Source organism: Pseudomonas shirazensis (assembly GCF_050496565.1).
Classification (GTDB): Bacteria; Pseudomonadota; Gammaproteobacteria; order Pseudomonadales; family Pseudomonadaceae; genus Aquipseudomonas; species Aquipseudomonas shirazensis_A.
The window spans coordinates 98031-122201 of record NZ_JBNWAE010000009.1; the positions used below are offsets into that span (position 1 = coordinate 98031).

The 24171-nt window shown below is 63.4% G+C and carries 17 protein-coding genes; 9 read left to right on the forward strand and 8 right to left on the reverse strand.

What is annotated here, in order from left to right:
* The first annotated feature begins 34 nt into the window (after positions 1-34).
* The 6 genes from ACQZ2L_RS14905 to ACQZ2L_RS14930 all read left to right on the forward strand — a co-directional run bounded on the left by ACQZ2L_RS14905 (position 35) and on the right by ACQZ2L_RS14930 (position 8290).
* Positions 35-553: an RNA polymerase sigma factor gene (locus ACQZ2L_RS14905; protein ID WP_150571148.1), complete on the forward strand. Its 519-nt coding sequence runs from the start codon at positions 35-37 to the stop codon at positions 551-553.
* Positions 550-1506, forward strand: a complete 957-nt coding sequence (locus ACQZ2L_RS14910; RefSeq protein ID WP_430326766.1) for a FecR domain-containing protein — start codon at positions 550-552, stop codon at positions 1504-1506. The genes ACQZ2L_RS14905 and ACQZ2L_RS14910 overlap by 4 nt, the downstream gene beginning before the upstream one ends.
* 106 nt (positions 1507-1612) lie before the next feature.
* Positions 1613-4045 (forward strand): TonB-dependent siderophore receptor, encoded by a 2433-nt coding sequence (locus ACQZ2L_RS14915; RefSeq protein WP_430326767.1) that lies wholly within the window; start codon positions 1613-1615, stop codon positions 4043-4045.
* A 68-nt stretch (positions 4046-4113) separates the two neighbouring features.
* Positions 4114-5226 (forward strand): PepSY-associated TM helix domain-containing protein, encoded by a 1113-nt coding sequence (locus ACQZ2L_RS14920; protein ID WP_430326768.1) that lies wholly within the window; start codon positions 4114-4116, stop codon positions 5224-5226.
* Positions 5223-5408, forward strand: coding sequence for a hypothetical protein (locus ACQZ2L_RS14925; RefSeq protein ID WP_430326769.1), 186 nt, complete (start codon positions 5223-5225; stop codon positions 5406-5408). The genes ACQZ2L_RS14920 and ACQZ2L_RS14925 overlap by 4 nt, the downstream gene beginning before the upstream one ends.
* A 71-nt stretch (positions 5409-5479) precedes the next feature.
* The gene (locus tag ACQZ2L_RS14930) at positions 5480-8290 is read left to right on the forward strand and encodes a dermonecrotic toxin domain-containing protein (protein ID WP_430326770.1); all 2811 of its coding nucleotides are present in this window, start codon (positions 5480-5482) and stop codon (positions 8288-8290) included.
* Here the strand turns inward: ACQZ2L_RS14930 and ACQZ2L_RS14935 are convergent.
* The 8 genes from ACQZ2L_RS14935 to glnE all read right to left on the reverse strand — a co-directional run bounded on the left by ACQZ2L_RS14935 (position 8263) and on the right by glnE (position 18388).
* Positions 8263-9705 (reverse strand): lipopolysaccharide kinase InaA family protein, encoded by a 1443-nt coding sequence (locus ACQZ2L_RS14935; RefSeq protein ID WP_430326771.1) that lies wholly within the window; start codon positions 9703-9705, stop codon positions 8263-8265. The two genes, ACQZ2L_RS14930 and ACQZ2L_RS14935, sit on opposite strands and share 28 nt — an antisense overlap.
* On the reverse strand, positions 9705-10457 hold the full coding sequence (locus ACQZ2L_RS14940; RefSeq protein ID WP_150571142.1) for a lipopolysaccharide kinase InaA family protein: 753 nt from the start codon (positions 10455-10457) through the stop codon (positions 9705-9707). Before ACQZ2L_RS14940 ends, ACQZ2L_RS14935 begins: the two co-directional genes overlap by 1 nt.
* A complete protein-coding gene (locus ACQZ2L_RS14945) occupies positions 10454-11188 on the reverse strand; it encodes a lipopolysaccharide kinase InaA family protein (protein WP_430326772.1) in 735 nt (244 codons plus the stop codon). The genes ACQZ2L_RS14940 and ACQZ2L_RS14945 overlap by 4 nt, the downstream gene beginning before the upstream one ends.
* Positions 11188-11994 carry a lipopolysaccharide core heptose(I) kinase RfaP gene (gene rfaP / locus ACQZ2L_RS14950; protein ID WP_430326773.1) on the reverse strand — a complete coding sequence of 269 codons (807 nt, stop codon included), beginning with the start codon at positions 11992-11994 and terminating at the stop codon, positions 11188-11190. The genes ACQZ2L_RS14945 and rfaP overlap by 1 nt, the downstream gene beginning before the upstream one ends.
* The gene (locus ACQZ2L_RS14955; protein WP_430326774.1) at positions 11991-13115 is read right to left on the reverse strand and encodes a glycosyltransferase family 4 protein; all 1125 of its coding nucleotides are present in this window, start codon (positions 13113-13115) and stop codon (positions 11991-11993) included. The genes rfaP and ACQZ2L_RS14955 overlap by 4 nt, the downstream gene beginning before the upstream one ends.
* Positions 13115-14173: a lipopolysaccharide heptosyltransferase I gene (gene waaC / locus ACQZ2L_RS14960; protein ID WP_430326775.1), complete on the reverse strand. Its 1059-nt coding sequence runs from the start codon at positions 14171-14173 to the stop codon at positions 13115-13117. Before waaC ends, ACQZ2L_RS14955 begins: the two co-directional genes overlap by 1 nt.
* Positions 14174-15223: a lipopolysaccharide heptosyltransferase II gene (waaF, locus tag ACQZ2L_RS14965; RefSeq protein ID WP_430326776.1), complete on the reverse strand. Its 1050-nt coding sequence runs from the start codon at positions 15221-15223 to the stop codon at positions 14174-14176.
* Positions 15224-15454: 231 nt separating this feature from the next.
* Entirely contained in the window at positions 15455-18388 is a 2934-nt protein-coding gene (gene glnE, locus ACQZ2L_RS14970; protein WP_430326777.1) for a bifunctional [glutamate--ammonia ligase]-adenylyl-L-tyrosine phosphorylase/[glutamate--ammonia-ligase] adenylyltransferase, read from the reverse strand.
* Positions 18389-18771: 383 nt separating this feature from the next.
* On the opposite strand from glnE, the gene aceE reads away from it, so the two are divergent.
* The 3 genes from aceE to ACQZ2L_RS14985 all read left to right on the forward strand — a co-directional run bounded on the left by aceE (position 18772) and on the right by ACQZ2L_RS14985 (position 24066).
* The gene (aceE, locus tag ACQZ2L_RS14975) at positions 18772-21417 is read left to right on the forward strand and encodes a pyruvate dehydrogenase (acetyl-transferring), homodimeric type (RefSeq protein WP_430326778.1); all 2646 of its coding nucleotides are present in this window, start codon (positions 18772-18774) and stop codon (positions 21415-21417) included.
* 13 nt (positions 21418-21430) lie between these two features.
* Entirely contained in the window at positions 21431-23071 is a 1641-nt protein-coding gene (gene aceF, locus ACQZ2L_RS14980) for a dihydrolipoyllysine-residue acetyltransferase (RefSeq protein WP_101322450.1), read from the forward strand.
* Positions 23072-23376: 305 nt separating this feature from the next.
* On the forward strand, positions 23377-24066 hold the full coding sequence (locus tag ACQZ2L_RS14985; protein WP_430326780.1) for an NYN domain-containing protein: 690 nt from the start codon (positions 23377-23379) through the stop codon (positions 24064-24066).
* Positions 24067-24171: the final 105 nt, after the last annotated feature.

The following is a 24171-nucleotide window of genomic DNA, read 5'->3' on the forward strand; positions in this document are numbered from 1 at the left end:
TCGTTAGTTAACGCATTCTTTCCGGGGAACGCTCTTGCCGTCTGCGCACAGTCCACATGCTGATCTGATCGGTGCGCTTTATCGCGACCACCGCAGCTGGTTGCTGGCCTGGCTGCAACGCAGCACGCGCTGCCAGCAACGCGCCGAGGACCTCAGCCAGGATACCTTCGTGCGCTTGCTCGGCCGTGACCAGCTGCCAGTGCCGCGCGAGCCAAGGGCGTTTCTTGCCGCAGTGGCGAAGGGCTTGCTGTTCGACCATTTCCGCCGCGCTGCCCTGGAGCAGGCGTATCTGGCTGAACTCGCGCAAATGCCCGAAGCCGAACAGCCCTCGCCGGAACTACAACTGCTGATTCTCGAAGACCTCAAGGCCATCGACCGCTTGCTTGGCAAACTGTCGAGCAAAGCCCGCGCTGCATTCCTGCACAACCGCCTGGATGGAATGGGCCATGCCGAAATCGCCGAGCGCCTGGGCGTTTCCGTCTCCCGTGTGCGTCAGTATCTGGCCCAAGGCATGCGCCAGTGCTACATCGCTCTGTATGGCGAGCCGACGTGAACGCCAGCCCGGTCTCGAACAAGGCGCTGGACGCTGCAATCGCCTGGAAGCTGTGCCTGGACGACAGCCCCGGCGCGCCAGAGCAACGCAGCGAGTTCCTGCGTTGGCACGCTGCCAGCGAAGAGCACGCCCGCGCCTGGCGCCAGCTGGGCATGCTCGACCAGCGTTTCAGCGGCGCAGTCGGCCCAGCGCGCAAGGCGCTGCTGCAGTCGCGGGTCGGCCTGCGCCGGCGGGTGGGCACACTGGGCGGCGGGCTCGCCAGCGTGCTGCTGGTCGCCGCGCTGGTGCTGCAACTCGATGCACCGTCGCTGTCGCCGGGTTACTGGCTGGCCGATCAGCGCACCGCCACCGGCGAATTGCGCACCCTGCGCCTGGAAGACGGCACGTTGCTCAGCCTCAATACCCATACCGCCGTGGATATCGACTTCGAAGGCAGCCAGCGCGTGATCGTTCTGCATCAGGGCGAAATCTCGGTTGAAACCGGCCATGACGACCTGCGGCCGCTGCTGGTGCGTACCGATGATGGTCGCCTGCGCCCACTGGGCACGCGCTTCCTGGTCAAACGCGAAGCGCAAGGCACGCGCCTTGAAGTGCTCCAGTCGCAGGTCGCGGCAATGCCGTCCAACCGTGCAGATGAGCAGGTTCTGGCAGCAGGCCAGCAGGTCATGATGACAGCCAATGGCCTCAGCCAGATCAGCCCGGTTGTGGCCGGCGCCGATGCCTGGACCCGCGGCATGCTGGTGGTCGACGACGTGCGCTTGGCCGACCTGGTCGCTGAGCTGAGCCGCTACCGCAGCGGTCATCTGGGCGTCGCGCCCGAGGTTGCCGACCTGCGTGTGACCGGCAGCTTCCCGCTGACCGATATCGACCTGGCACTGGCCTCACTGACCCCTGCATTGCCGGTCAAGGTCGAGCAGCGCACGCCATGGTGGGTCAAGGTCGTGGCGCAATGAGCCGCTAGCCGCAGCACCGATACATTTATTTCGACAGGCCCCTGTCACTTTTCAATTCTCGCTCGGCAAGGAAGCACAAAGCACTTATCCGTCGAGGAGCCGCTGCATGTCCCGTGCCGTTGATCGTATCCTGCGCCCCAGCCTGATGGCTCTGGCGATTGCCCTGTCCATACCGCTGGCCAGCCCTGCCCTGCACGCTGCCGAGCAGTCGCAACGCGCCTATGACCTGCCCAGCGCACCGCTAGCGACGACCCTGAATCAGATCGCCAGCCAGGCCGGTATCGCCCTGGCGATCGATCCCGCGCTGGTCAGCGGGCGCAACGCGGCGCCGGTCAAAGGCCAGTACGATGCCCTCGGCGCGCTGCAGGCGGCCCTGCGCGGCAGTGGCTTGCAACTGCAGCAGAGCAGCGTCGGCAGTTACAGCCTGGTGGCCACGCCGCAAGGCAGCCTGGCGTTGCCGGAGACCAGCATCAATGCCAACTCCAGCTATGAAAGCGCATGGGGTGCAGGCGATGGCTACACGGCGACCCGCACCGCCGCCGGCAGCAAGACCGACACCGCCATTGCCGAACTGCCGCGCTCGGTCTCGGTGATCACCCGCCAGCAGATGGACGACCGCCCGGTACTCAGCCTCAACGACGCCTTGCGCTACACCGCTGGCGTGCAGAGCAGCGGCTACGGCTCCGACTCGCGCAACGACTGGTTGCTGGTACGTGGCTTTGTCCCGACCCAGTTCCTCGACGGCCTGCCGTTGCCCCGAGGCAATTACGCGACGCCCAAGATCGAGCCGTGGAACCTGGAGCGCATCGCCGTGTTGCGCGGCCCGGCTTCATCGGTTTACGGGCAGACGCCGCCCGGCGGCCTGCTCGACATGACCTCGCGCCGGCCGCAGGCGCAGAGTGCGCACGAGATCGAAGTGCAGGCTGGCAGCAATCAACACAAGCAGATCAACTTCGACAGCACCGGCAAAGTCGACGAACAGGGTGAGTTTCTTTACCGCGTCAGCGGCACGGTGCGTGACAGCAACTCCCCGGTTGATCACATTCCAGACAAACGCTACAACCTGGCGCCAAGCCTGACCTGGAACATCAACGACGACACCAAGCTGACCCTGATCACTCAGTTCACCCGCGACGATACCGGCATTACCGGGCAGTTCCTGCCGTTGCAGGGCACCAAGCTCGCCAGCCCGGCGGGCAAGATTTCCCACCACAAGAACCTCGGTGATCCGGACTGGGAATCCTACGACCGCACTTACTATCACCTGGGCTACGCCTTCGAGACACGCTTGAACGATGTCTGGCAGTTCCGCCAGAACCTGCGTTACGCGCGCAACGAGCTGGACTTCAAGGGGATTACCGCAGGCGGTCAGATCTGGCCCGCAGGCCCGGACGAAGCGGTAAGCGCCGACGGCACCGTGCAACGCACCGCCGGTATCGTTGAAGAAGACATCAGCCAGTTTGCCGTGGACAACAACTTCCAGGCCGACTTCAATACCGGCGTAGTCAGCCACACCGTGCTGCTGGGCCTCGATCACCAGCGCTCCGACAGCAACGCGCGCTGGCGCTGGGGCTCGGCTGGCGTCCCGGCGAGCAACATCCATAAGCCGATCTATGGTCAGGACTTCTCCAACGTCCAGTACTTCGACATGTACGACTACGACCAGAAAACCCAACAGACCGGCTTGTACGTGCAAGACCAGATGGCCTTGGACAATTGGCGCCTGACCCTCGGTGGTCGTGAGGACTGGGTCCATACCGGCACCACCTTCCACAATCAGGGTGATGCCACCAGCACCCAGCGCGACAAGAAGTTCAGCAGCAACGCTGCCCTGAGCTACGTCTTCGACAACGGCATCACGCCGTATATTTCCTACGCCGAATCATTCCAGCCGGCCATGGGCTCAGTGGTCAACAGCACCACTGCGTTCGAACCCACCGAGGGCAAGCAGTACGAGCTGGGCATCAAGTACCAGCCACCGGGCAGCAGCGCGTTGTTCAGTGCAGCCGTGTTTGACCTGACCCAGGAAAACATCTCGGTTACCGAAGGCGGCGTGACCCGCCAGGTTGGCGAAGTGCGGGTCAAGGGCGTGGAGCTCGAAGCCACGGCTGACGTCAACGACAACCTGAAACTGGTGGGTTCGTATACCTACAACGACAGCGAAATCATCAAAGGGCTCAGCGCTGAAGAAGGCAAGCGCATGGCTCAGGTACCGCGTAACCAGGCTACTGCCTGGGCGGACTACACCTGGCACAGCGGTGCGCTGGACGGCTTCGGTGTAGGTGTCGGGGTGCGTTACGTGGGCGATACCTACGGCAACACGATCAACAGCGACTGGGGCCATGTCGGCTCGTACACCGTCTATGACGCCTCGGTGCATTATGACCTTGGCCGGATGAACAGCACCTTCAAAGGCGTCACCGTCGCAGTAGACGCCAAGAACCTGTTCAACAAGGACTACCTGTCGACCTGTGATGGCTACTACTGCTACTACGGCGACGAGCGCAACGTGGTCGCCAGCGTCAATTACAAGTTCTGATGCAATGGTCAGCGGGCATGCCGCGGTCTGGCATGCCCGCTGACGCCCTCGCCAAGAGCCCCTCAACGATGAAAAGCCTCACCATCCGCCGCTGGTCGCAGGTCCACACCTGGAGCAGCCTGGTCTGCACCGTGTTCCTGCTGTTGCTGGCAATCACCGGCCTGCCGTTGATCTTCCATCACGAACTGGAACACCTGCTCGGCGACGCCCCGGTACTGCGCCAGATGCCTGCCGAGACCCCGCACCTGGACCTGCAGCAACTGGTACTCAAGGCCGAGCAGCACCGCCCTGGCGAAGTCATGCAGTACTTCGGCTACGACGAAGACGAGCCCAATGGCGTGGTCGCCATCACCGCAGCCACGGCAGGCAGCGACCCCAACGACTCGCACACCTTCATGCTCGATGCGCGCAGCGGCGAGGCGGTGGCCATGCCGGCGGCCAACGGCGGCTTGATGATGACCCTCCTGCGTCTGCACGTGGACATGTTCGCCGGGCTTGCCGGCAAGCTCTGGCTGGCCTTCATGGGCCTGTTGTTCGTGGTCGCGATCATCTCCGGTACGGTGTTGTATGCGCCGTTCATGCGCCGTTTGCCGTTCGCCAGCGTACGCCAGGACAAATCGCCCAGGCTGCGCTGGCTCGACCTGCACAACCTGCTCGGCGTGGTGACCCTGACCTGGGCGCTGGTGGTGGGCGTTACCGGGGTTATCAGCGCCTGCGCCGACCTGGTCATCGCCGCCTGGCGCAATGACAGCCTGGCAGCCATGGTCGCGCCCTATCGCGATGCGCCGCCGCTTACCGAGCGCGCTCGAGCCAGCCGCTTGCTGGAGATCGCCAGTGCCGCAGCGCCCGGCATGCGCGCCGACTTCATTGCCTTCCCCGGCACGCGTTTCTCCAGCGAGCATCACTACGCCGTGTTCATGAACGGCGCCACGCACCTGACCTCGCACCTGTTCACGCCGGTACTGATCGACGCCAGGACCCTCGCCGTGACTGCGGTCGGCGAACGGCCCTGGTACATGGATGCCATGGGCCTGTCGCAACCGCTGCACTTTGGCGACTATGGCGGGCGGCCCATGCAGATCCTCTGGGCAGTGCTGGATGTGCTGACCATAATCGTACTCGGCAGCGGCCTGTACCTGTGGTGGGGCAAACGCCGCAGCAGTGCGCAGGCCAAAGCATGAGCCATCGTTCGCAATCGACCTGGCGGATCTTCACCTGGCCCTTGCTCATCGCGCTGCTGGGCGCAGCCGGGCTGTTCGCCGCCTTGCTCGGTGATGATGGCTGGGATGTTCTGGCCTGGATTGGCCTGGGAATCCCGGCGGTGCTTGGGGTGCAGGCATTGCTCAGGCGCAGGCGCAGCTGAGTTATCCGGCTACAGCCACAGCCCTTTTTGAGTACCTAGGATGCAGGGTCCCCCATCAACTGGAGCGGACCATGCAACCACTGAAACTCATCGAAACCCTCACCGGCCAGATCAACGCCCTGCTTGAGCCGCTACCGGTCATCGCGCAACCTTTGCACAACGACCTACCGACGCGGCGCCAGCTTCACAGTGATCTGGCCAGCTACTGGACCGAGCGCAATGCCAAAGGCCTTAACCGCAGACAACGCCTGATCGCCCTGCGCCAGTTGTTTCTCCTCGCCGAGATCGACCTGCGCAGCAGTGACGATACCCTCAGCGCCGAGCAGGCCGCGCCCTTGCGCACCTGCATCGAACACCCACGCGCCTGGCAGCGCCAGCAGATCGCCGCCGCACAACGGCCCCAGGTCTATCGGCCATTGCTCGAGCGTCAGCACCCTGGTTGGCGCAGTCACCTGCCCGGGGTGATCGTGATCATCCGCGGCAGCGCCGAGGGCACACTGCTCGAGGCCGACCAGCCGACTGGCGAGGCACTGCTGTGCTGCCTGTCACAGGGCATCGAAGTGTTCCCAACGCTCAAGGCGCTGCACCACGAACTGTGCGAACGCCTGGAAGACCCAGTGCAGAGCCAATCGCTGCTGCACCTCTACGCCAACCCGCAATCTGCCGAACACGCGCGTCAGGCCGAACGCCTGCGCTATGAGTGGTACGCCGATGATCCGGTCGAAGCGCAGGTGCTGCAACTGATCGAGACCCAGCGCCAGCGCCTCAACCAGCCGTCGCTGTGGAGCGGCAGCCAGACGCAGTCGCCGACGACACGCTATGCCCAGGTGACTGCAGCAATGTCCCTCGAGCATGACCTGGGTAGCCAGGCCGCACTCAACACACGTTATTCGCTGCTGCTGGAAAAGCACATGCCGGCGTGGCTACGCAACGCCGACAGCCAGGGCCTCAGCCATATCATGCAGACCATGCAGGAACTGGTGGTGGCCAGTGAACAGGCCGCAGCGCCAGGCATCCCTACCGCGGAGCAGTTCTACCAGCAAAACGATCTGAGGACGTGGACCCGCGCGCGCTTGCAGGAGCGTTTGCAGGAAGACTTCGGCCTGCACCTGGTGCCTGAGCAGATTCTCCTGAGCATCACTCGCTCGCGTCAGGTCGGGCCGCAACCCTATCCGTTCAACCCGTCGCTCTACATCACCTGGCACGGCCTGAAACAGGTCGGCGATGAAATCATCGAAATGGTCACCGAGCGCCTGCCGCTGGACGAACTGGCCATGGTCAACCTGGCCTGGTTCGACTTCGACTACTGGCTGACCGCACGGGTCAGCCATCTCGATCAGCAACCCCTGCCTGAAGCGCTGACGCCGGCGTACGTACAGAAGCTGGTGCGTGAGTTGAATGTTGGCGGGCGCTATGCAGAGTTCCTCTACACCCAGCTGATCGACTCACGGGTGGGCCGCTGGCGGCTGCAGGCACACGCCCGGATCAACCGTGCGCGCATGCGCGCCGATGCGGTCAAGGCCAGGTATGCCCGGCACTTTGCCGACGACCGCAGCGAGCGTGGCTATCGCTGGGCGACGGCGGTACTGGACCAGCCAGACAATGACCTGCGCGCGCGCGTGGAAGGCCATGCGTTGACGGTCAGGCAACTGCTGATAAAAGGCCACACCGTGCAGGGCGTACTGCTGGTCAACGCCGAGCAGGCCAGCGTACCGTCGTTTCTGCTGTACACCCCGGATGCACCGGATCGACGCAGCTGGCGCGAGTTCTCCAGCACCCGCCAGTTGCTGCGCACCTTGCGCAACAAACCCGCACTGCGTGAGTACTTGGTAGCGCGACTGCCGCAAGCCCAGGCCAGCGATATACAACAACTGCTGCTCAAGGGCCGCCTTGGGAGCCATGTGAGCCGCCCGGCAGTTGCCGGCAAGCTGTTCAGGGCACTGTACCTGGCCGAGGTACGTGCCCAGCTCGCAGCGGTCGATGCCAGCACCCATACCACCCGCGAGGTCAACCTGCAGTCGGTCATCGACCTGTCCTGGCGCTTGCTGGACCTGGTGAGCCTGGTACTGCCCGCCAAGGCCCTGCTGGCGTTGTCGATCGGGCGCATGATTCTGGACAGCTGGGATGCCATTCAGGCTTACCAACGAGACGATATCGAAGGCGTGCTCCGCCACGCCTACAACGCTATCAGCCATGCCACCGATGCCGGCAGCAGCTACCTCGCCACCGGCGTCGTGCGCCGGGCCCTGCGGGGGCTGCCCAAACAACCACCGCTGCCATTGCCGGCCCGCTATCAGGTCAGCGTCGATCCCGGCTCGCTGCGCTACCGCATCGATGGCATCCATGAGATTGGTGTGTACGAGCAGGTCTCGGCGTTCGGCGGTTTGTCGCTGTACTTCGTCAGGGACGACAAGGGCAAGCATTACAAAGTGAGTTTCGACGGGGAGCGCTGGCGTGTGATCGATCCCGAGCAACCGGATGCCTACCTGCAACAGCCGATCAAACGCCTGGGCAGCGGCGCCTGGATGATCGACTCACCGGTGCACTGGTATGACGGCCTGCCCGACCTCGACGTGCTGTGCAGCGAGTGCCTGCTCGAGCCTGCATTGGCCGGAAGCCCGTCTGGCAACGCCACAGGTCTGCACCAGCACGAACAGCAACTGTACCTGCAGACCGACAGCGGTCAGCTGGGCCTGCGCAGGCATTTACTGGCCGACCATTACCATCTGCTGATACCGCAGGCAGCCCAGGCCGGGGTCAAACCCTGGGCCGTGCTGCGCTGGCAAGACAACCAATGGCGCATCCGCGTGCGCCAGGCGGGCCGCAGCAGCAACTGGCTGGAGCTGCCCGCCAGCTATTCGGCCAGCCGTGGCAACAGCTGATCGAGACGTTTGTGCAAAGCGCTGTCGCTCGGCCAGTTACGCAGCATGCGTGCCCGATCACGGGCGTAGGCAGGCGCGAAGCTGAGCTGAGTGGCGTGCTGGCACATGGCGTCAAGATCGATCAACGACCACTGGCCGTTCTGCCAGAACAGGTTGTGGCCTTTCATGTCGCCATGGCTGATGCGCTCGCGGATCAGTTGCTGCATCAGGTGCAGCAAGGCTTGCACCTGGTCATCCGGGGCCTCGCCGGTGGCAACGAACGGCGCGAAGCATTCGAGCAGGTCCGGCCCGTCGGCGTATTCGGTGACCAGATAAGCACGGCTGCGCAGGCCCATGACCCGTTGTTCAAGCACTGCCAGCGGCTTGGGCGTGGCGATCTCGAGAAAGCGCAGACGCTGCCCTTCGATCCATGAATGCCAGGCCCGGCTGGGGCGCCAGAAGCGTTTCAACCAGTGCGCGGTGTTCTTGATGTTGTAGCGCTTGAGTACCAGCGGCCGGCCGCCAACTTCGACCCGGGCCACGCTGGCGGCGCCACCGGTCTTGTACAGGTGGCCCTGGTCGATCAGCGCATCGGCCTGCTCCAGCACCGGCTGCATCGCCGTCACTTCGCTGCGATCAATAGCGCGCAGGCCAGACAGGCTGCGTTCGACGCTGAACAGGGTGCACTCGCGACCGGCCTTGTCCAGGAAGTCTTTCAGCCGCCAGGCGCGGACCTTGTCGACCTGCTTCTGCAAGGCCTCCAGCGGCAGCGCATGCTCACCGTTGGCCAGCAGGTAATGCACCAGCAGCTCTTCGGTGAACGGCTCGAGGCGTTTGGGCAACTGGGCGAAGAACACGCCGAGGTTTTCCAGCACGCGCGGGCGCGACAGGCTTTGCCCCGGCGTCTCGGCCTTGATCCCGGCACCATCGATCAGGTACAGCTGGCCACCGTGGCGCAGCAGGTTGTCCAGATGCAGATCAGCCTGCCAGAGACCTCTGGCGTGCATCTGCGCAACCGCACCGAGCGCCTCGCCCAATACCTGTTGCTGCTCATCGGCCAGCGGCGCCAGCGCCTCGACCTCGGCCCAGGCAGCGCCCAGGCTCTGGGCGTTTTCCAGGTACTCGAACAGCAGCCAGCCACCTTCGCCTTCCTGCAGGCCGTCAGCCAGCAGTTGCGGGGTGGTCAAGCCTTGCCCGGCAATCAGCTTGACGCCATCCAGCTCGCGCTGAAAATGCCGTGCGGCATTGCTGCCGACCAGCAGCTTGGCCAACACCGGCTTGCCGCGCCAGACACCGGCGCCGACGTAGCGTTGGCCAGGCAGCACCCGCAGCAGGCTGAGCAGCTGCAGCTCAGCGCTGCCAGCAGCATCGGCCAGGGTAATGTTCAGCGGCAGGCTCGGCGTGCGCCCAGCCGTCTTGAGTTCAGACAAACGCATCAACGAGCCTCTTTTTCATGCTGACGGCGCACCAGCCGCTGCAGCCAGGTAGTCACCAGCGCGCTGTCGGCCGGTTGCTGCAGATAGGCCGCCAGCAGGCTGCGCACATCGCCTTCGCTCCAGGCGCGGGCTCGGCGCAACAACGGTTCCAGGTCTTTCAGCCGGTCGCGCATGCCGAGCAGCAGCGGCCGGGTCTTTTCCAGATCGATCAACTGCGCCTGCCAGCCTTCGCGGCGCTCGCGCAGGAAGATGTGCTTGGGATAGAAACAACCGTGTACCTGACCGGCAGCGTGCAAGGTACGCCCCAGCTGGCCGCACGCCTGGAGGATGCCCAGGCGTTTTTCTGCAGCCAGTTGCGGCCATTGCGCCAGCAGGCTGTCGAGGTCGTTCCACTCATCCAGGGCGCGGGTCATGAGCATCGCGCGGTGCTCGCCGTTGCCCTTGCGCTCACCGTAGAACACCGCCTGCAAGGCCGGGATCTTCAGCTTCTGGTAGCGCGTGATGTTACGAAATTCGCGGGCGAAGGTCGGTTCACCGAAGGGCCGATGCAGGGTGCGGGTGAAGTAGTTGAGCTGGCGCTTGAGGTAGTAGCCCTTGCCCTCGAGCTCCAGGCGAAACACGCTGCTCCAGCCGCCACGACCGGTGTTGGGTTCGTCCACTGCATCGAGTTGCAGCGCCCACAGCGCCTCGAAATCGTTCAAGCCGTGGCGTTGCAGCAGGGCAAGCTCGCTGCTGGCCAGATAGTCGGTCATTCCCTTCCCTCGAAAAAGCGCACCACTTCGCGTACCCGTTGTTTGTCGCTGGCGTTCAACCGCTGGTGCCCTCGGTACTGCAGGTAGAAGCGCAGGCGCTGGGTCGCAGACAGGTGATACTTGGCGACCTTGTCCAGGCAAGCCAGGTCCTTGATGACGCGGTGGCGGAGCATGAATCCGCGCCAGAAATCGCCGGTCGGGCAATCGATGAAGAATAGCGTGCCCTGATCGTCCACCAGCAGGTTGCGCCACTTCAGATCGTTATGGGCGAAGTGGTTGTCGTGCATGACCCGGGTATGCCGGGCCAACTGGCGGCTGACGTGGTCGACCCAGGCGCGGTCGGCCAGGCGCGGATCATTGCGCTTGGCCAGCTCCGACAGGTCTTCGGTACGCGGCAGCTCGCGGGTGATCATCGCCCCACGGCCAAAGGCCAGGCCGTTGCGCTCCAGGCCCCAGCCAATCACTTCGGCGGTGGGAATGCCCCACTTGGCGAACTGCTTGAGGTTCTGCCATTCGGCCTTGATCCGCGGCCGGCCAAGGTAGCGGCGCAGGTGCTTGCCGGCGCCGGTATAGCGTTTGACGTAGTAGTACACGCCGTCGCGCTGGATCCGCACCACTTCGCTGAGCGGGTCGCGGGTCAGGCGCTCGCCATCGATGGCGAACACCGCCTCGAGGCTGCCGAAATCTGCTGCCAGGTGTTGATACTCCGGCAGCAGCGTCCAACCCGCCATCAGAGTGCGTCCCCATAGCGTTGTTTGCGCGCGTACAGTTTCTGCGCCTTGCCTTCGAGCCAGGCCAGCAGGCGCGCCTCCTCGGTGAGGATCTGACGCAGCGGCTGCTGGAAGTAACCGCGCAGGAAGCGCAGCCTGTCGCGCCGGGTCAGGCCGATATCCAGCGCCGAAAAGTACAGCGCGGCCAGGTCCTTGTCGCGCCAGCGGCGGCTGATGCTGCTGCGGGTCTGGGCGCGGTGCAGGTCGATCACCGATAGTTTGAAGTCGTCGGCACGCACCGGGCGATCGGTATGCAGAAGGAAATGGCAGATGTAGCAGTCGCGGTGGTTGACCCCGGCGCGGTGCATGCCGCCGGTCATCTTCGCCACTTCGGCGATCAGCGCATGCTTGAGGCCCGGCTGTGGCGGCTGCTTGACCCAGTCGATGCTGAAGTCTTCCAGGCTGATGGTCGGCGCCAGCTCTTCGGTGATGATGAACGAGTGTTGCTGCGCAGGATTGCTGCCGCGCTCGCCGTAGGCGACTGCGGTCATGGTCGGCACGCCGACTTCATGCAAGCGCTGGATGGCGCGCCATTCCTGGCCGGCGCCGAGCACCGGCAGCTTGGCGCTAAACAGGTTCTTGAAGATCTCGCCCCAGCCGATGCCGCGGTGAATCTTGACGAAATAACCTGCGCCCTCGACCTCGGTGCGCAGCGTACGCCGCCCTTCCAGCTCACGGAACACTTCGCCCTGCAGTTGCTCGGCGGCCTCGAAGGCATCGCGCCCGGCCCACAGCCGTTTGAACGGCTGCGCCAATATCAGCTTCATGCGCGCTCCTGGTTGAGGATCACATCGGCGGCATGCTGCGGCATGCTGTAGAGGTCGGCGCTGTCGGCAAACGCCAGGCCATTGCGCGACCAGGCCGCACGGGCCTCGCCGTCTTCGAGCATGCGTTGCAGGTAGCGGTCGAGCTGCTCCTGCGCGAACGGCTCATCGAGCACCAGGCCACTGTCGGCCTCGGCGATGTAATGGGCATAACCGCATACTTTCGAGACCAGCACCGGCAGGCCGGCGACCAGCGCTTCGAGCAGCACGGTGCCGGTGTTTTCGTTGTAGGCCGGGTGGATCAGCAGGTCAGCGCCCAACAGGAAGCGCGGGATATCGCTGCGCCCCTTGAGAAACTGCACCTGCTCGCCCAGGCCCAGCGCGGCACTTTGCAACTGGAACACCTTGGGGTCGTCCTGGCCGATGACCATCAGCCGGGTGCGCTTGCGCAACGCCGCCGGCAGCGCAGCCAGCGCCTTGAGGCTGCGGTCGACGCCCTTGGTCTTGAAGCCGGAGCCAATCTGCACCAGCAGCAGGTCGTCGTCAGCGAGCTTGAACTCCTGACGGAACTGCGCACGGATTTCAGCGGCGTTGGCCGGTGCCCGACGGTCCTGGGAAATCCCTGGCGGCAGCAGATGAAAACGCTCCACCGGTGTACCGTAGTGTTTGATGAACAGCGGCTGCTGCACTTCGGAGATCATCAGGATCTCGGTGCGGGCATCCTTGGCGAACACCGCACGCTCGTACTCGGCGAAGTGGCGGTAACGGCCCCAGCGCCGGTACAGGCTGCCGCGCAGGGTCTGCGCCTTGTCTTCGAAGCAGCCGTCGGCAGCGTAGTAGACGTCCAGGCCGGGCATCTTGTTGAAGCCGATCAGACGGTCGACCGGGCGCTTGGCCAGGTCAGCCGCCATCCAGGCGCTGAGCTTCTCGTTGCGGCGATGGTTGAAGATCGCCTTGACCGGCGCCACCAGCACTTCAAAGCCAGGCGGAACCTCGCCCTCCCAGATCAGCGTGTAAACGCGGATCTGATGACCACGCTGCTGGCACTCCAGGGCAATGCGCATGAAGTCACGCTGCAGCCCGCCAAACGGGAAGTATTTGTACAGTACGAAAGCCAGTTGCATTAACGAACATCCTCAGCCAGCAGCAACGCGCTCAAGCGGCTCGCCACATGCTCGGGATTCAGGCGAGTGAAGCACAATGGCCACTCGCGTTTGATATCGAACCGGCGCAGATCCTCGGCGCTCGGTTTATAAGTGCACTTCTTTTGCAGGCAGGGCGCGCAAGGGAAGTCGCTGGCCTGGTGGACCTGGACACGTCCGTAGGCGCCGGTCAAACCAGGATTGGTGGGGCCAAACAGGGAGATGGTCGGTACATCCAGCGCTGCGGCCAGATGACCCAGGCCGGTATCCACCGCCACGCAAGCCTTGGCTGCGGCCAACACGCGAGCCACCCCTACCAGATTCAATTTGGGCAGTACCTGGCAATTACTCAAGCCTTGGGCGATGCGCTCGGCCCGGTCTTTCTCGGCCTGATTGCCCCATGGCAGGCAAACCTGCAGATTGCGCCGGCCCATACGTTCGGCCAGCTCGCGCCAGTAGGCCTCGGGCCAATGCTTGGTTGCCCAGGTCGTGCCATGCAGGAACACCACGAACGGCGCCGTGGGTGGCAATTGCAGGCGATCAAGGTCCAGGCCGTAGTTGCCGATGCCTTCGGGCAGGTCGTAAGCCAGCGCCAGGGCAAACAGCTGGCGCAAGCGCTCCACGGCATGCTGGCCGACTGCGACCGAAAGCGGCCGGTCGTAAAAGCGGCTGGACAGGCCTTCACGCGCCGAGAAGCGGTCAAGCCCGGCCACTGGCGCCTTGACGTAGCGGGTCAGCCAGGCAGATTTGACCAGGCCCTGGGCGTCGATCACCAGATCATACTGGCGCTCGCGCAGGCGCTGTTTGAAGGCCTTCCATTCGCCGCTCTTGAGGGTCTGCCAGATGTTCTTGCGCCAGCGCCGTATCGCCACCGGGATTACCTGGTCGACCGCCGGGTGCCAGCTCGGGATTTCGGCAAAGCCCTCTTCCACCACCCAGTCGAAACGGATGCCGGGGATGGCGTGGGCGGCATCGGTCAGCGCCGGCAAGGTATGAATCACGTCTCCCAACGAAGACGTCTTGATGATCAGAACCCGCACTCAGTCGACCTCAGCCAGAACATCGATACGGTTCGGCCCGGCCAGATTATGCAGCGCGGCAATGACCTTGCCCGGTTCGAGCAGACGCAGGCAGTTGTAATGGCCAAAGCGGCAGGTGCGGTCGAAACACGGGCTGCATTCCAGGCCCAGGCGGACCACCTCGACCTGCTCGGCCAAGGGCGGGGTGAAGCCTGGTGAGGTCGAGCCGTACACGGCCACCAGCGGACGGTTCAGCGCCGCAGCGACGTGCATCAGCCCCGAGTCGTTGGAAACCACGGCATCGGCGCAGGACATCAGGTCGATGGCCTCGGCCAGCGAGGTTTCGCCGGAAAGGTTGTACGACTCTTCGCGCAGGCCGGGGATCAACCGCTCGCGGATGGCTTCGCCAACCGGGTGGTCTTTCTTCGAGCCAAACAGCCAGACCTGCCAGCCCTGACGGATCATGGCGTCGGCAACTTCGGCGTAGTGCTCGGCCGGCCAGCGTTTGGACTCGCCAAACTCGGCGCCCGGGCACAAGGCCAGGACCGGCCGGTCCAGCGCCAGGCCGAACTTGGCCAGCGCGGCGTCGCGGCTCGGCGCCTCGATCTGCAGGCTTGGTCGCGGATACGGCTGCGCCAGCTCGGCACCGGGCGCATAGGCCAGGGCCATGAAGCGCTCGATCATCAGCGGGTAACGCGCCTTGTCCAGCTTGCGCACGTCGTTGAGCAGCAGGTAGCGCATCTCGCCGCGCCAACCGGTGCGTTTGGGGATGCCGGCAAAGTACGGCACCAGCGCCGACTTCAACGAATTGGGCAACAGGATCGCCTGGTCGTACTGGCCCGCCAGCGACTTGCCGATCCGCCGGCGCGTGGCCAGCTCCAGCGCGCCGTGGCCGAGCGGGAAGCTCAAGGCCTGGCGCACTTCGGGCATGCGTTCGAGCAGCGGCCGGCTCCATTCGGGCGCCAGCACGTCGATCTCACACTCAGGGTGCTGCTGCTTCAGGCACTGGAACAAGGTCTGCGCCATTACCATGTCGCCGACCCAGCTGGGGCCAATGATCAGTATTCTCATGCTTTGTCCAGGAACGCTGGGGGAAAGTGCAGCACGGTCTCCCCTCTTTATATTCAGGCTAGGTGGCGTGCAGTGTACCACTGGTGGTGGAGCAAGGCTTTTAGCGCCTGATCCCGCAAAGAGCACGACCTCAGCAGTTCATAACCCTGTGGGAGCGGGTTCCTGCGGCGCTGCAAATCCTGTAGGAGCGGCCTCGTGTCGCGAAAGGGCCGCCCTGCGGCCCCGGCAATCTCAAGTCAAACCCAACTCACCCCAGATCCGCCGGACCTCGGCGCGCTCACTGGCGAACTGCGCCGCATCGATCACCCCGGCCTGCTTCTGCAGGGCCTGGCGGTGCGAGGCCGAGCGAAACGCCTTGTACACTTCTCGCAGCAATATTGCATCGCTGGCCGGCACCAGCCCGGCCTGTTCCAGTTCTTCGAGGATGCGGATGTTGTCGGTCCAGCGCAGCAGTGCCGGGTGCGCGTGCGACCAGGCCAGTGCTGCGTACTGGACCATGAACTCGATATCGACGATACCGCCGGCATCCTGTTTGATATCGAACGGCACGCCAGCCTCGAAGGCATTGCTGGCGGTGCCCGCTGCAGTCTGCTTGGTGCCCAGGTTGCCGCGCATCTTGGCGCGCATCTCGCTGACCTCGGCGCGCAGCTTGTCCAGATCACGTGGCTGGCCGAGCACCCTCGCCCGCACTGCTTCAAACGCGCTCGCCACATCCTTGCAGCCCACCAGCACACGCGCCCGCACCAGCGCCTGATGCTCCCAGGTCCAGGCCTCGCCCTGCTGATAACGCTCGAACGCGCCGAGCGAGCTGACCAGCAAACCGGCAGCGCCCGAGGGGCGCAGGCGCATGTCGACGTCATACAGTTGGCCGGAGTTGGTCTGGGTGGTCAGCAGGTGAATGATGCGCTGGCCCAGGCGGGTGTAGAACTGCGCGCTGTCGATCGGCTTGGCACCGTCGGTTTCAGCCTGCGGGTCGCCGTCGTGGATGAACACCAGGTCCAGATCAGAGCCATGGCCCAGCTCGATGCCGCCGACCTTGCCATAGCCGACAATGATGAAACCTGGATCACACGGGCTGCCATCGCTGCGTTTGGGCTGACCGTGACGGGCTACGGTCTGGCGCCAGGCCAGGGCCAGCACCTGATCAAGAATTGCCTCGGCCAGCCAGGTCAGGTAGTCGCTGACCTTCATCAATGGCAGGTTGCCGCTGATTTCCGAAGCGGCAACGCGCAGGCTGTGCGCCAGCTTGAAGTGGCGCAGGGCTTCCATCTGCTGCTCGAGATCGTCCTCGGGGATGCGCGTCAGCCGCTCGCGCAGCTCGCTGGCGAGCTCCGGCGCCAACGGTGGGCTGAACAGCCGGCCTTCGTTGAGCAGCTCATCAAGCAGCAGCGGATAGCGGGCGATCTGTTCGGCGATCCACGGGCTGGCTGCGCACAGCGTCAGCAGCCGGCGCAGTGCGCTTGGGTTCTCGGTCAGCAACACCAGGTACGCCGAGCGCCGCGCCACCGCCTCGACCAGCGGCAGTACCCGTTCCAGCACCAGGTCGGGATTATCGTGTTCCACGGCCTGAGCCAGCAGGCGCGGGATAAAGGCATCCAGGCGTTCGCGGCCAAGGCGTTGCATCGAGCGCAATTGCGGGCTGGCGCGCAAGCCGGTCAGGCGGCGCAGGGCATCGGCTGGCTGACCAAAACCAGCTTCCTCGAGCTGGCGGCAGGCGGCCTCTTCATCCTGAGCCTGTTCCCACAATGGCGACCATTCGCCACCCACCACCAGTTCGCCCTCGGCCTCATCTTCATCCGGGTCAGCGATGACCTGGCGGAAGTGCCAGTCGATGCGCCCGCGCCAGTACATCAACTGGGCATGGAAGCTGTCCCAGTCGGCAAAGCCGAGGATGAACGCAACCCGCGCCCGGTCGATGTCACTGTCGGGGAGCATCTGCGTCTGCCGGTCGGCAATGGCCTGGATGGCGTGTTCGGTATAACGCAGGAATTCATAGCCTTCGCGTAGCTCGGTAATCACTGCTGGCGGCAGATAACCCTGCCCTTCAAGGGTGGCCAACACTTTGAGCAGCGGCCGCTGCTGCAGGCTGAGGTCGCGCCCACCATGGATCAGCTGAAACGCCTGGGCGATGAACTCGACCTCGCGGATACCACCAGCGCCCAGCTTGATGTTGTCGGCCATGCCCTTGCGCCGCACTTCCTGCTGGATCAGCTGCTTCATGGTGCGCAGCGCTTCGATTGCCGAGAAGTCCAGGTAGCGCCGGTAGACGAACGGGCGCAGCATCTCCTGCAACTGGGCGCCGGCAGCCTGATCACCGGCCACTACCCGCGCTTTGATCATGGCGTAGCGTTCCCAGTCGCGGCCCTGGTCTTGGTAATACTGCTCCAGTGCATTGAACGACAGCACCAGCGCGCCGGCCGAGCCGTAGGGACGCAGGCGCATGTCGACGCGGAACACAAAGCCATCGACGGTGACCGGGTCGAGTGCCTTGATCAGGCGCTGGCCAAGCCGGGTAAAGAACTCCTGGTTGTCCAGCGAGCGCTTGAGCCCTTCGGTCTCGCCGCCTTCGGCAAAGGCGAAGATCAGGTCGATGTCCGAAGACAGGTTCAGCTCGACCGCGCCGAGCTTGCCCATGCCCAGCACGACCATATGCTGCGCCTCGCCACTGCGGCTGCCGATCGGCGTGCCGAACTGCTGGCAATGACGCGGGTACAGCCATTGGTAAGCCTGATCGATGCAGGCGTCGGCCATATCGGACAGGTCGCGACAGGTTTCCCCCAGCGCCGCCTGGCGGGTAATGTCGCGCCAGATGATGCGCATCTGCTGACGGTTGCGCGCCCGGCGCAGGTTGCGCGCCAGCTCTTCTTCACTCTGCGCCGCCTGGGCCACGGCGGCAATCCGCGCGGTCATCTCGCCCGGCGCATAGGCCTGCTCCAGATCACCGCTGGCGAGCAGCTCGAGCAACACCCCCGGCTCGCGCTGAGCCTGATCAAAAATGAACTCGCTGGCGGCAGCCACCTGCTCGAACTGCTGCCGATGCTCGGCGCTCAACGTAGTCAGGCCAGGGTCGTCCTGATTGCTCAGTGCCTCGTTCAGCAGCTGTTGATTACGGGCGACCAGTGGTTGCAAGCCAGCGGGCAGATCGAGAGGCAAAGGCAGACGCATGGGCTATCCTTGATCGGCAACAAAGAGAGGGGTGTAATTGGCTACGGGGAAGCGGGACCACGGTTGAACTGTCATACAAAAGTTGTAAATAGCTGAAATCAACGAATCATTGGCATTAAACATCAAGATTCACCCGCCTCAGCTACATCGCCAACCAACATGAACGTTTTTCCCCACAAGCCAGGGTGCGACCAAACGTCGCATTTCTGTAGTATTACTACTACCCCGACCGTGTAAAAGCATGAAATGCGAAAGCTTTTGTAGTAAAACTACACGGCGCCGGGTCACACTCCGGTAATCCAAGAATTCACGACGTCTGCCCATAAGGCCAGTCGCAAACTCAGGCAGCCGATTCTGGTTGCCTTTCCGCCCTGGAGCAAGCCATGCAAGACCTCGATCCAATCGAAACCCAGGAATGGCTGGATGCCCTGGAGTCGGTCCTCGACAAAGAAGGCGAAGACCGCGCTCATTACCTGATGACCCGTATGGGCGAGCTGGCCACCCGCAGTGGTTCCCAGCTGCCGTATGCCATCACCACGCCATACCGCAACACCATCCCTGTCACCCACGAAGCACGCATGCCTGGCGACCTGTTCATGGAACGCCGCATTCGCTCGTTGGTACGTTGGAACGCACTGGCCATGGTCGTGCGCACCAACCTGAAGGATTCGGACCTGGGCGGACACATCTCGAGCTTCGCCTCCAGTGCCACCCTGTATGACATCGGCTTCAACTACTTCTTCCAGGCCCCAACCGACGAACACGGCGGCGACCTGATCTTCTTCCAGGGCCACGCCTCGCCTGGCGTCTACGCCCGTGCCTTCATGGAAGGCCGGATCAGCGAAGAGCAGATGAACAACTTCCGTCAGGAAGTCGATGGCAAAGGTCTGTCGTCGTACCCGCACCCATGGCTGATGCCTGACTTCTGGCAGTTCCCGACCGTTTCGATGGGTCTGGGCCCGATCCAGGCGATCTACCAGGCACGCTTCATGAAGTACCTCGAAGCTCGCGGCTACATCCCGGCCGGCAAGCAAAAGGTCTGGTGCTTCATGGGCGACGGCGAGTGCGACGAGCCAGAATCCCTGGGCGCGATCTCCCTGGCTGGCCGCGAGAAGCTGGACAACCTGATCTTCGTCATCAACTGCAACCTGCAGCGCCTCGACGGCCCAGTGCGCGGTAACGGCAAGATCATCCAGGAACTCGAAGGCGTGTTCCGTGGTGGTGGCTGGAACGTCAACAAAGTGGTCTGGGGCCGTTTCTGGGACCCACTGCTGGCCAAGGACGTCGACGGTATCCTGCAACGTCGCATGGACGAAGTCATCGACGGCGAGTACCAGAACTACAAGGCCAAGGACGGCGCGTACGTCCGTCAGCACTTCTTCAATACTCCAGAGCTCAAGGCCATGGTCGAAGACCTGTCCGATGACGAGATCTGGAAGCTCAACCGTGGCGGCCACGACCCGTACAAGGTCTATGCGGCGTACCACCAGGCTGTGAACCACAAGGATCAGCCGACCGTCATCCTGGCCAAGACCATCAAGGGTTACGGTACCGGTGCTGGCGAAGCCAAGAACACCGCGCACAACACCAAGAAGGTCGACGTCGACAGCCTGCGTCACTTCCGCGATCGTTTCGACATCCCGGTCAAGGACGAAGAGCTGGAGAACCTGCCGTTCTTCAAACCAGAACCAGGCAGTGCCGAGGCCCGTTACCTGGCCGAGCGTCGCTCCGCCCTGGGTGGCTTCGTGCCACAGCGCCGCGTCAAGAGCATGAGCATCCCGACCCCGCCACTGGAAACCCTCAAGGCCATCCTGGACGGCTCGGGCGACCGTGAAATCTCCACCACCATGGCCTTCGTGCGGATCCTCGCGCAGCTGGTCAAGGACAAAGAGATTGGCCAGCGCATCGTTCCGATCATCCCGGACGAAGCCCGTACCTTCGGTATGGAAGGCATGTTCCGCCAGCTGGGCATTTACTCGTCGGTCGGCCAGCTCTACGAGCCAGTCGACAAAGACCAGGTGATGTTCTACCGCGAAGACAAGAAAGGTCAGATTCTCGAAGAAGGCATCAACGAAGCCGGCGCCATGTCGTCGTTCATCGCTGCCGGTACTTCGTACTCGAACCACAACCAGCCGATGCTGCCGTTCTACATCTTCTACTCGATGTTCGGCTTCCAGCGTATCGGTGACCTGGCCTGGGCCGCTGGCGACAGCCGCACCCGTGGCTTCCTGATCGGCGGTACCGCCGGCCGTACCACCCTCAACGGTGAAGGCCTGCAGCACGAAGACGGTCATAGCCACCTGCTGGCCGGGACCATCCCGAACTGCCGCACCTACGATCCAACCTACGGCTATGAGCTGGCGGTGATCATTCAGGACGGCATGAAGAAGATGACCGAAGAGCAACAGGACATCTTCTACTACATCACCGTGATGAACGAATCCTACCAGCAGCCGGCAATCCCGGCCGGTGTCGAGGAAGGTATCGTCAAGGGCATGTACCTGCTCGAAGAAGACACCCGCGACGCGGCGCACCACGTTCAGCTGATGGGCTCCGGCACCATCCTGCGTGAAGTCCGTGAAGCAGCGAAGATCCTGCGCGAAGAGTTCAACGTCGGTGCCGACGTGTGGAGCGTTACCAGCTTCAACGAACTGCGTCGCGACGGCCTCGCCGTAGAACGCGCCAACCGCCTCAAGCCTGGCCAGAAGCCACAGCAGACTTACGTCGAGCAGTGCCTGACCGGTCGCAAAGGCCCGGTTATCGCATCGACCGACTACATGAAGATTTTTGCCGAGCAGATCCGTCAGTGGGTGCCGAGCAAAGAGTTCAAAGTCCTGGGTACCGATGGTTTCGGTCGCAGCGACAGCCGCAAGAAGCTGCGTCACTTCTTCGAAGTCGACCGTCACTTCGTGGTGCTGGCTGCCCTGGAAGCCTTGGCTGACCGTGGCGAGATCGAACCGAAGGTGGTAGCTGATGCCATCGTCAAGTTCGGCATCGACCCGGACAAGCGCAACCCACTGGACTGCTGAGGAGTATTTTTAAGTGAGCGAACTCATTCGCGTACCTGACATCGGCAGCGGTGAAGGTGAAATCATCGAGCTGTTCGTCAAGGTTGGCGACCGCATCGAAGCTGACCAGAGCCTGCTGACCCTGGAGTCCGACAAGGCCTCCATGGAGATTCCGGCGCCTAAAGCCGGCATCGTCAAAGAGCTCAAGGTCAAGCTGGGCGATCGCCTGAAAGAAGGCGACGAACTGCTGGTTCTGGAAGCCGAGGGTGCTGCGGCGTCCGAGGCTCCGGCCGCTGCTGCGCCTGCCGCCGAACAACCGGCTGCCGCGCCTGCGCCAGCCGCCGAGGCTGCTCCTGCGCCGGCCGCTGCGCCTGCTGCTGCCACCGTGCAGGACATCCACGTGCCGGACATCGGCTCGTCGGGCAAGGCCAAGATCATCGAAGTACTGGTCAAGGCCGGCGACACCGTCGAAGCTGACCAGTCGCTGATCACCCTGGAGTCCGACAAGGCCTCCATGGAGATCCCTTCGCCTGCCGCTGGTGTGGTTGAAGAAGTGATCGCCAAGCTGGACGACGAAGTCGGCACCGGTGACCTGATCCTCAAGCTGAAGATCGCTGGCGCCGCACCTGCTGCTGCCCCGGCCCAGGCTGCTGCCGCACCGGCCAAGGCTGAGGCTGCTCCGGCTGCCGCACCTGCCGCCGCACCGGCGCCTGCTGCTGCTCCGGCCCAGGCTGCTGCTCCGGCTGCTGCCAGCAATGCCAAGGTCCACGCCGGCCCTGCAGTACGTCAGCTGGCCCGTGAATTCGGTGTCGAGCTGGGCGCTGTTTCGGCGACTGGCCCGCACGGTCGCATCCTCAAGGAAGACGTGCAGGTCTACGTCAAGGCGATGATGCAGAAGGCCAAGGAAGCCCCGGCCGCCGCCGGTGCAACCGGTGGTGCTGGTATCCCGCCGATCCCGGTGGTCGATTTCAGCAAGTTCGGTGAAGTCGAAGAAGTGGCCATGACCCGCCTGATGCAGGTCGGCGCTGCCAACCTGCACCGCAGCTGGCTCAACGTGCCGCACGTGACTCAGTTCGATTCGGCTGACATCACCGAGCTGGAAGCCTTCCGTGTCGCGCAGAAAGCCGTAGCGGAAAAGGCCGGCGTCAAGCTGACCGTGCTGCCACTGCTGCTCAAGGCCTGCGCCCACCTGCTCAAGGAGCTGCCGGACTTCAACAGTTCGCTGGCGCCAAGCGGCAAGGCAATCATCCGCAAGAAGTACGTCAACGTCGGTTTCGCCGTCGACACCCCGGATGGTCTGCTGGTACCGGTGATCAAGAACGTCGACCAGAAGAGCCTGCTGCAACTGGCTGGCGAAGCTGCGGCACTGGCTGAAAAAGCCCGTACCAAAAAGCTTTCGGCCGACGAGATGCAGGGCGCCTGCTTCACCATCTCCAGCCTCGGCCACATTGGCGGCACCGGCTTCACGCCGATCGTCAACGCGCCGGAAGTGGCGATCTTGGGCGTATCCAAGGCAACCATCCAGCCGGTCTGGGATGGCAAGGCCTTCCAGCCCAAGCTGATGCTGCCGCTGTCGCTGTCGTACGATCACCGCGTGATCAACGGCGCCGCTGCTGCGCGCTTCACCAAGCGCCTGAGCGACTTGCTGGGTGATATCCGCACCATCCTGCTGTAATGCTGCAACTGCTGCCCCGGTACATGCCGGGGCAGCAGGCACCACTTTCGAGCTGCCACGCTCGTACCTCAACCCCGCCCCTGGCGGGGCTTTTTTTGCCTGGATCACCGTTAAGCCAAGCAGGCTGACTCGCGAGGCGTGGCGCTGACTTCTTTATCAAAAAGTAACACCCCATTGATCCTGTCCTGCAAATAGTGGATTATTGACGCACTACTCAGCCCCGTACGCAGCGATTAAGTTCGCTGGCCGTTGGGGTGAAGAAACCGGCCCCGTGCCGGTTTTTTCGTTTCTAGGGATGGGAAATTTTGCGTACTGTTTGCTTCGTCGATGGCTACAACCTTTTCTATGGCCTGCTGGCAGGCACCCAGTACAAGTGGCTTGATCTGCAAGCACTGCTGGCGCACGTCATTCACGTCGACCGCCCGGGCAGCACCCTGGAGGCTGTGAGCTTCTTCACCTCGGGAGTCAAACCATCGCTGGCCAGCCGGGGCAGCCTCTCCAAAGAAGCTCAAGACACCTACCTGCGCGCCCTGATTGCCCGCGGGGTAGAGGTGTTCTATGGCCGCCATCAATTAGAGTCTGGCAAGGCGCCACGCTTTGTCGACAAGCACACGCCTGCATCCAGGGCTGACCAAGTGGACATCTGGAAGCTCGAAGAAAAAGAGACTGATGTTCATATCGCCATCAGCATGTACCGGCTCGCGGCGAAACAGGCAGCGTTGCCAGCCGAACAGCAGATTGAGCAGATCGTTCTGGTCTCGGCTGATACCGACATGACACCTGCCATAAAAGCGCTTCACGAAGACTTTCCCGAGCTGCGCCTAGGAGTGATCCTGCCGCACCGCGAGGGCATCAATCGAACAGTACCTGGTTCGTTGAAGCAATATGTGCACTGGATGCGCCACGTTGTAACCAATCTGGAGCTGGCCCAGCATCAGTTTCCGCCCCGTGTACCGACTCGGAAAAAACCTGCGATCAAGCCTGACTACTGGTAATCAGCGCGAGCGCAGCACTCCGGCTGGGCCTTCCCGAGAGCCACTAAACTTGTATTCCTGCCGCACACAAGCTGCAGAAACGCACACCCCTGCCGATAAACTGCC

Bases quoted from the DNA above. Each gene is read 5' to 3' on its own strand.
- ACQZ2L_RS14920 (WP_430326768.1), top strand. From the start codon at position 4,114: ATGAAAAGCCTCACCATCCGCCGCTGGTCGCAGGTCCACACCTGGAGC.
- ACQZ2L_RS14940 (WP_150571142.1), bottom strand. From the start codon at position 10,457: ATGACCGACTATCTGGCCAGCAGCGAGCTTGCCCTGCTGCAACGCCAC.
- rfaP (WP_430326773.1), bottom strand. From the start codon at position 11,994: ATGAAGCTGATATTGGCGCAGCCGTTCAAACGGCTGTGGGCCGGGCGC.
- ACQZ2L_RS14955 (WP_430326774.1), bottom strand. From the start codon at position 13,115: ATGCAACTGGCTTTCGTACTGTACAAATACTTCCCGTTTGGCGGGCTG.
- glnE (WP_430326777.1), bottom strand. From the start codon at position 18,388: ATGCGTCTGCCTTTGCCTCTCGATCTGCCCGCTGGCTTGCAACCACTG.
- ACQZ2L_RS14935 (WP_430326771.1), bottom strand. From the start codon at position 9,705: ATGCGTTTGTCTGAACTCAAGACGGCTGGGCGCACGCCGAGCCTGCCG.
- waaF (WP_430326776.1), bottom strand. From the start codon at position 15,223: ATGAGAATACTGATCATTGGCCCCAGCTGGGTCGGCGACATGGTAATG.
- aceE (WP_430326778.1), top strand. From the start codon at position 18,772: ATGCAAGACCTCGATCCAATCGAAACCCAGGAATGGCTGGATGCCCTG.
- ACQZ2L_RS14945 (WP_430326772.1), bottom strand. From the start codon at position 11,188: ATGGCGGGTTGGACGCTGCTGCCGGAGTATCAACACCTGGCAGCAGAT.
- ACQZ2L_RS14925 (WP_430326769.1), top strand. From the start codon at position 5,223: ATGAGCCATCGTTCGCAATCGACCTGGCGGATCTTCACCTGGCCCTTG.
- ACQZ2L_RS14915 (WP_430326767.1), top strand. From the start codon at position 1,613: ATGTCCCGTGCCGTTGATCGTATCCTGCGCCCCAGCCTGATGGCTCTG.
- ACQZ2L_RS14930 (WP_430326770.1), top strand. From the start codon at position 5,480: ATGCAACCACTGAAACTCATCGAAACCCTCACCGGCCAGATCAACGCC.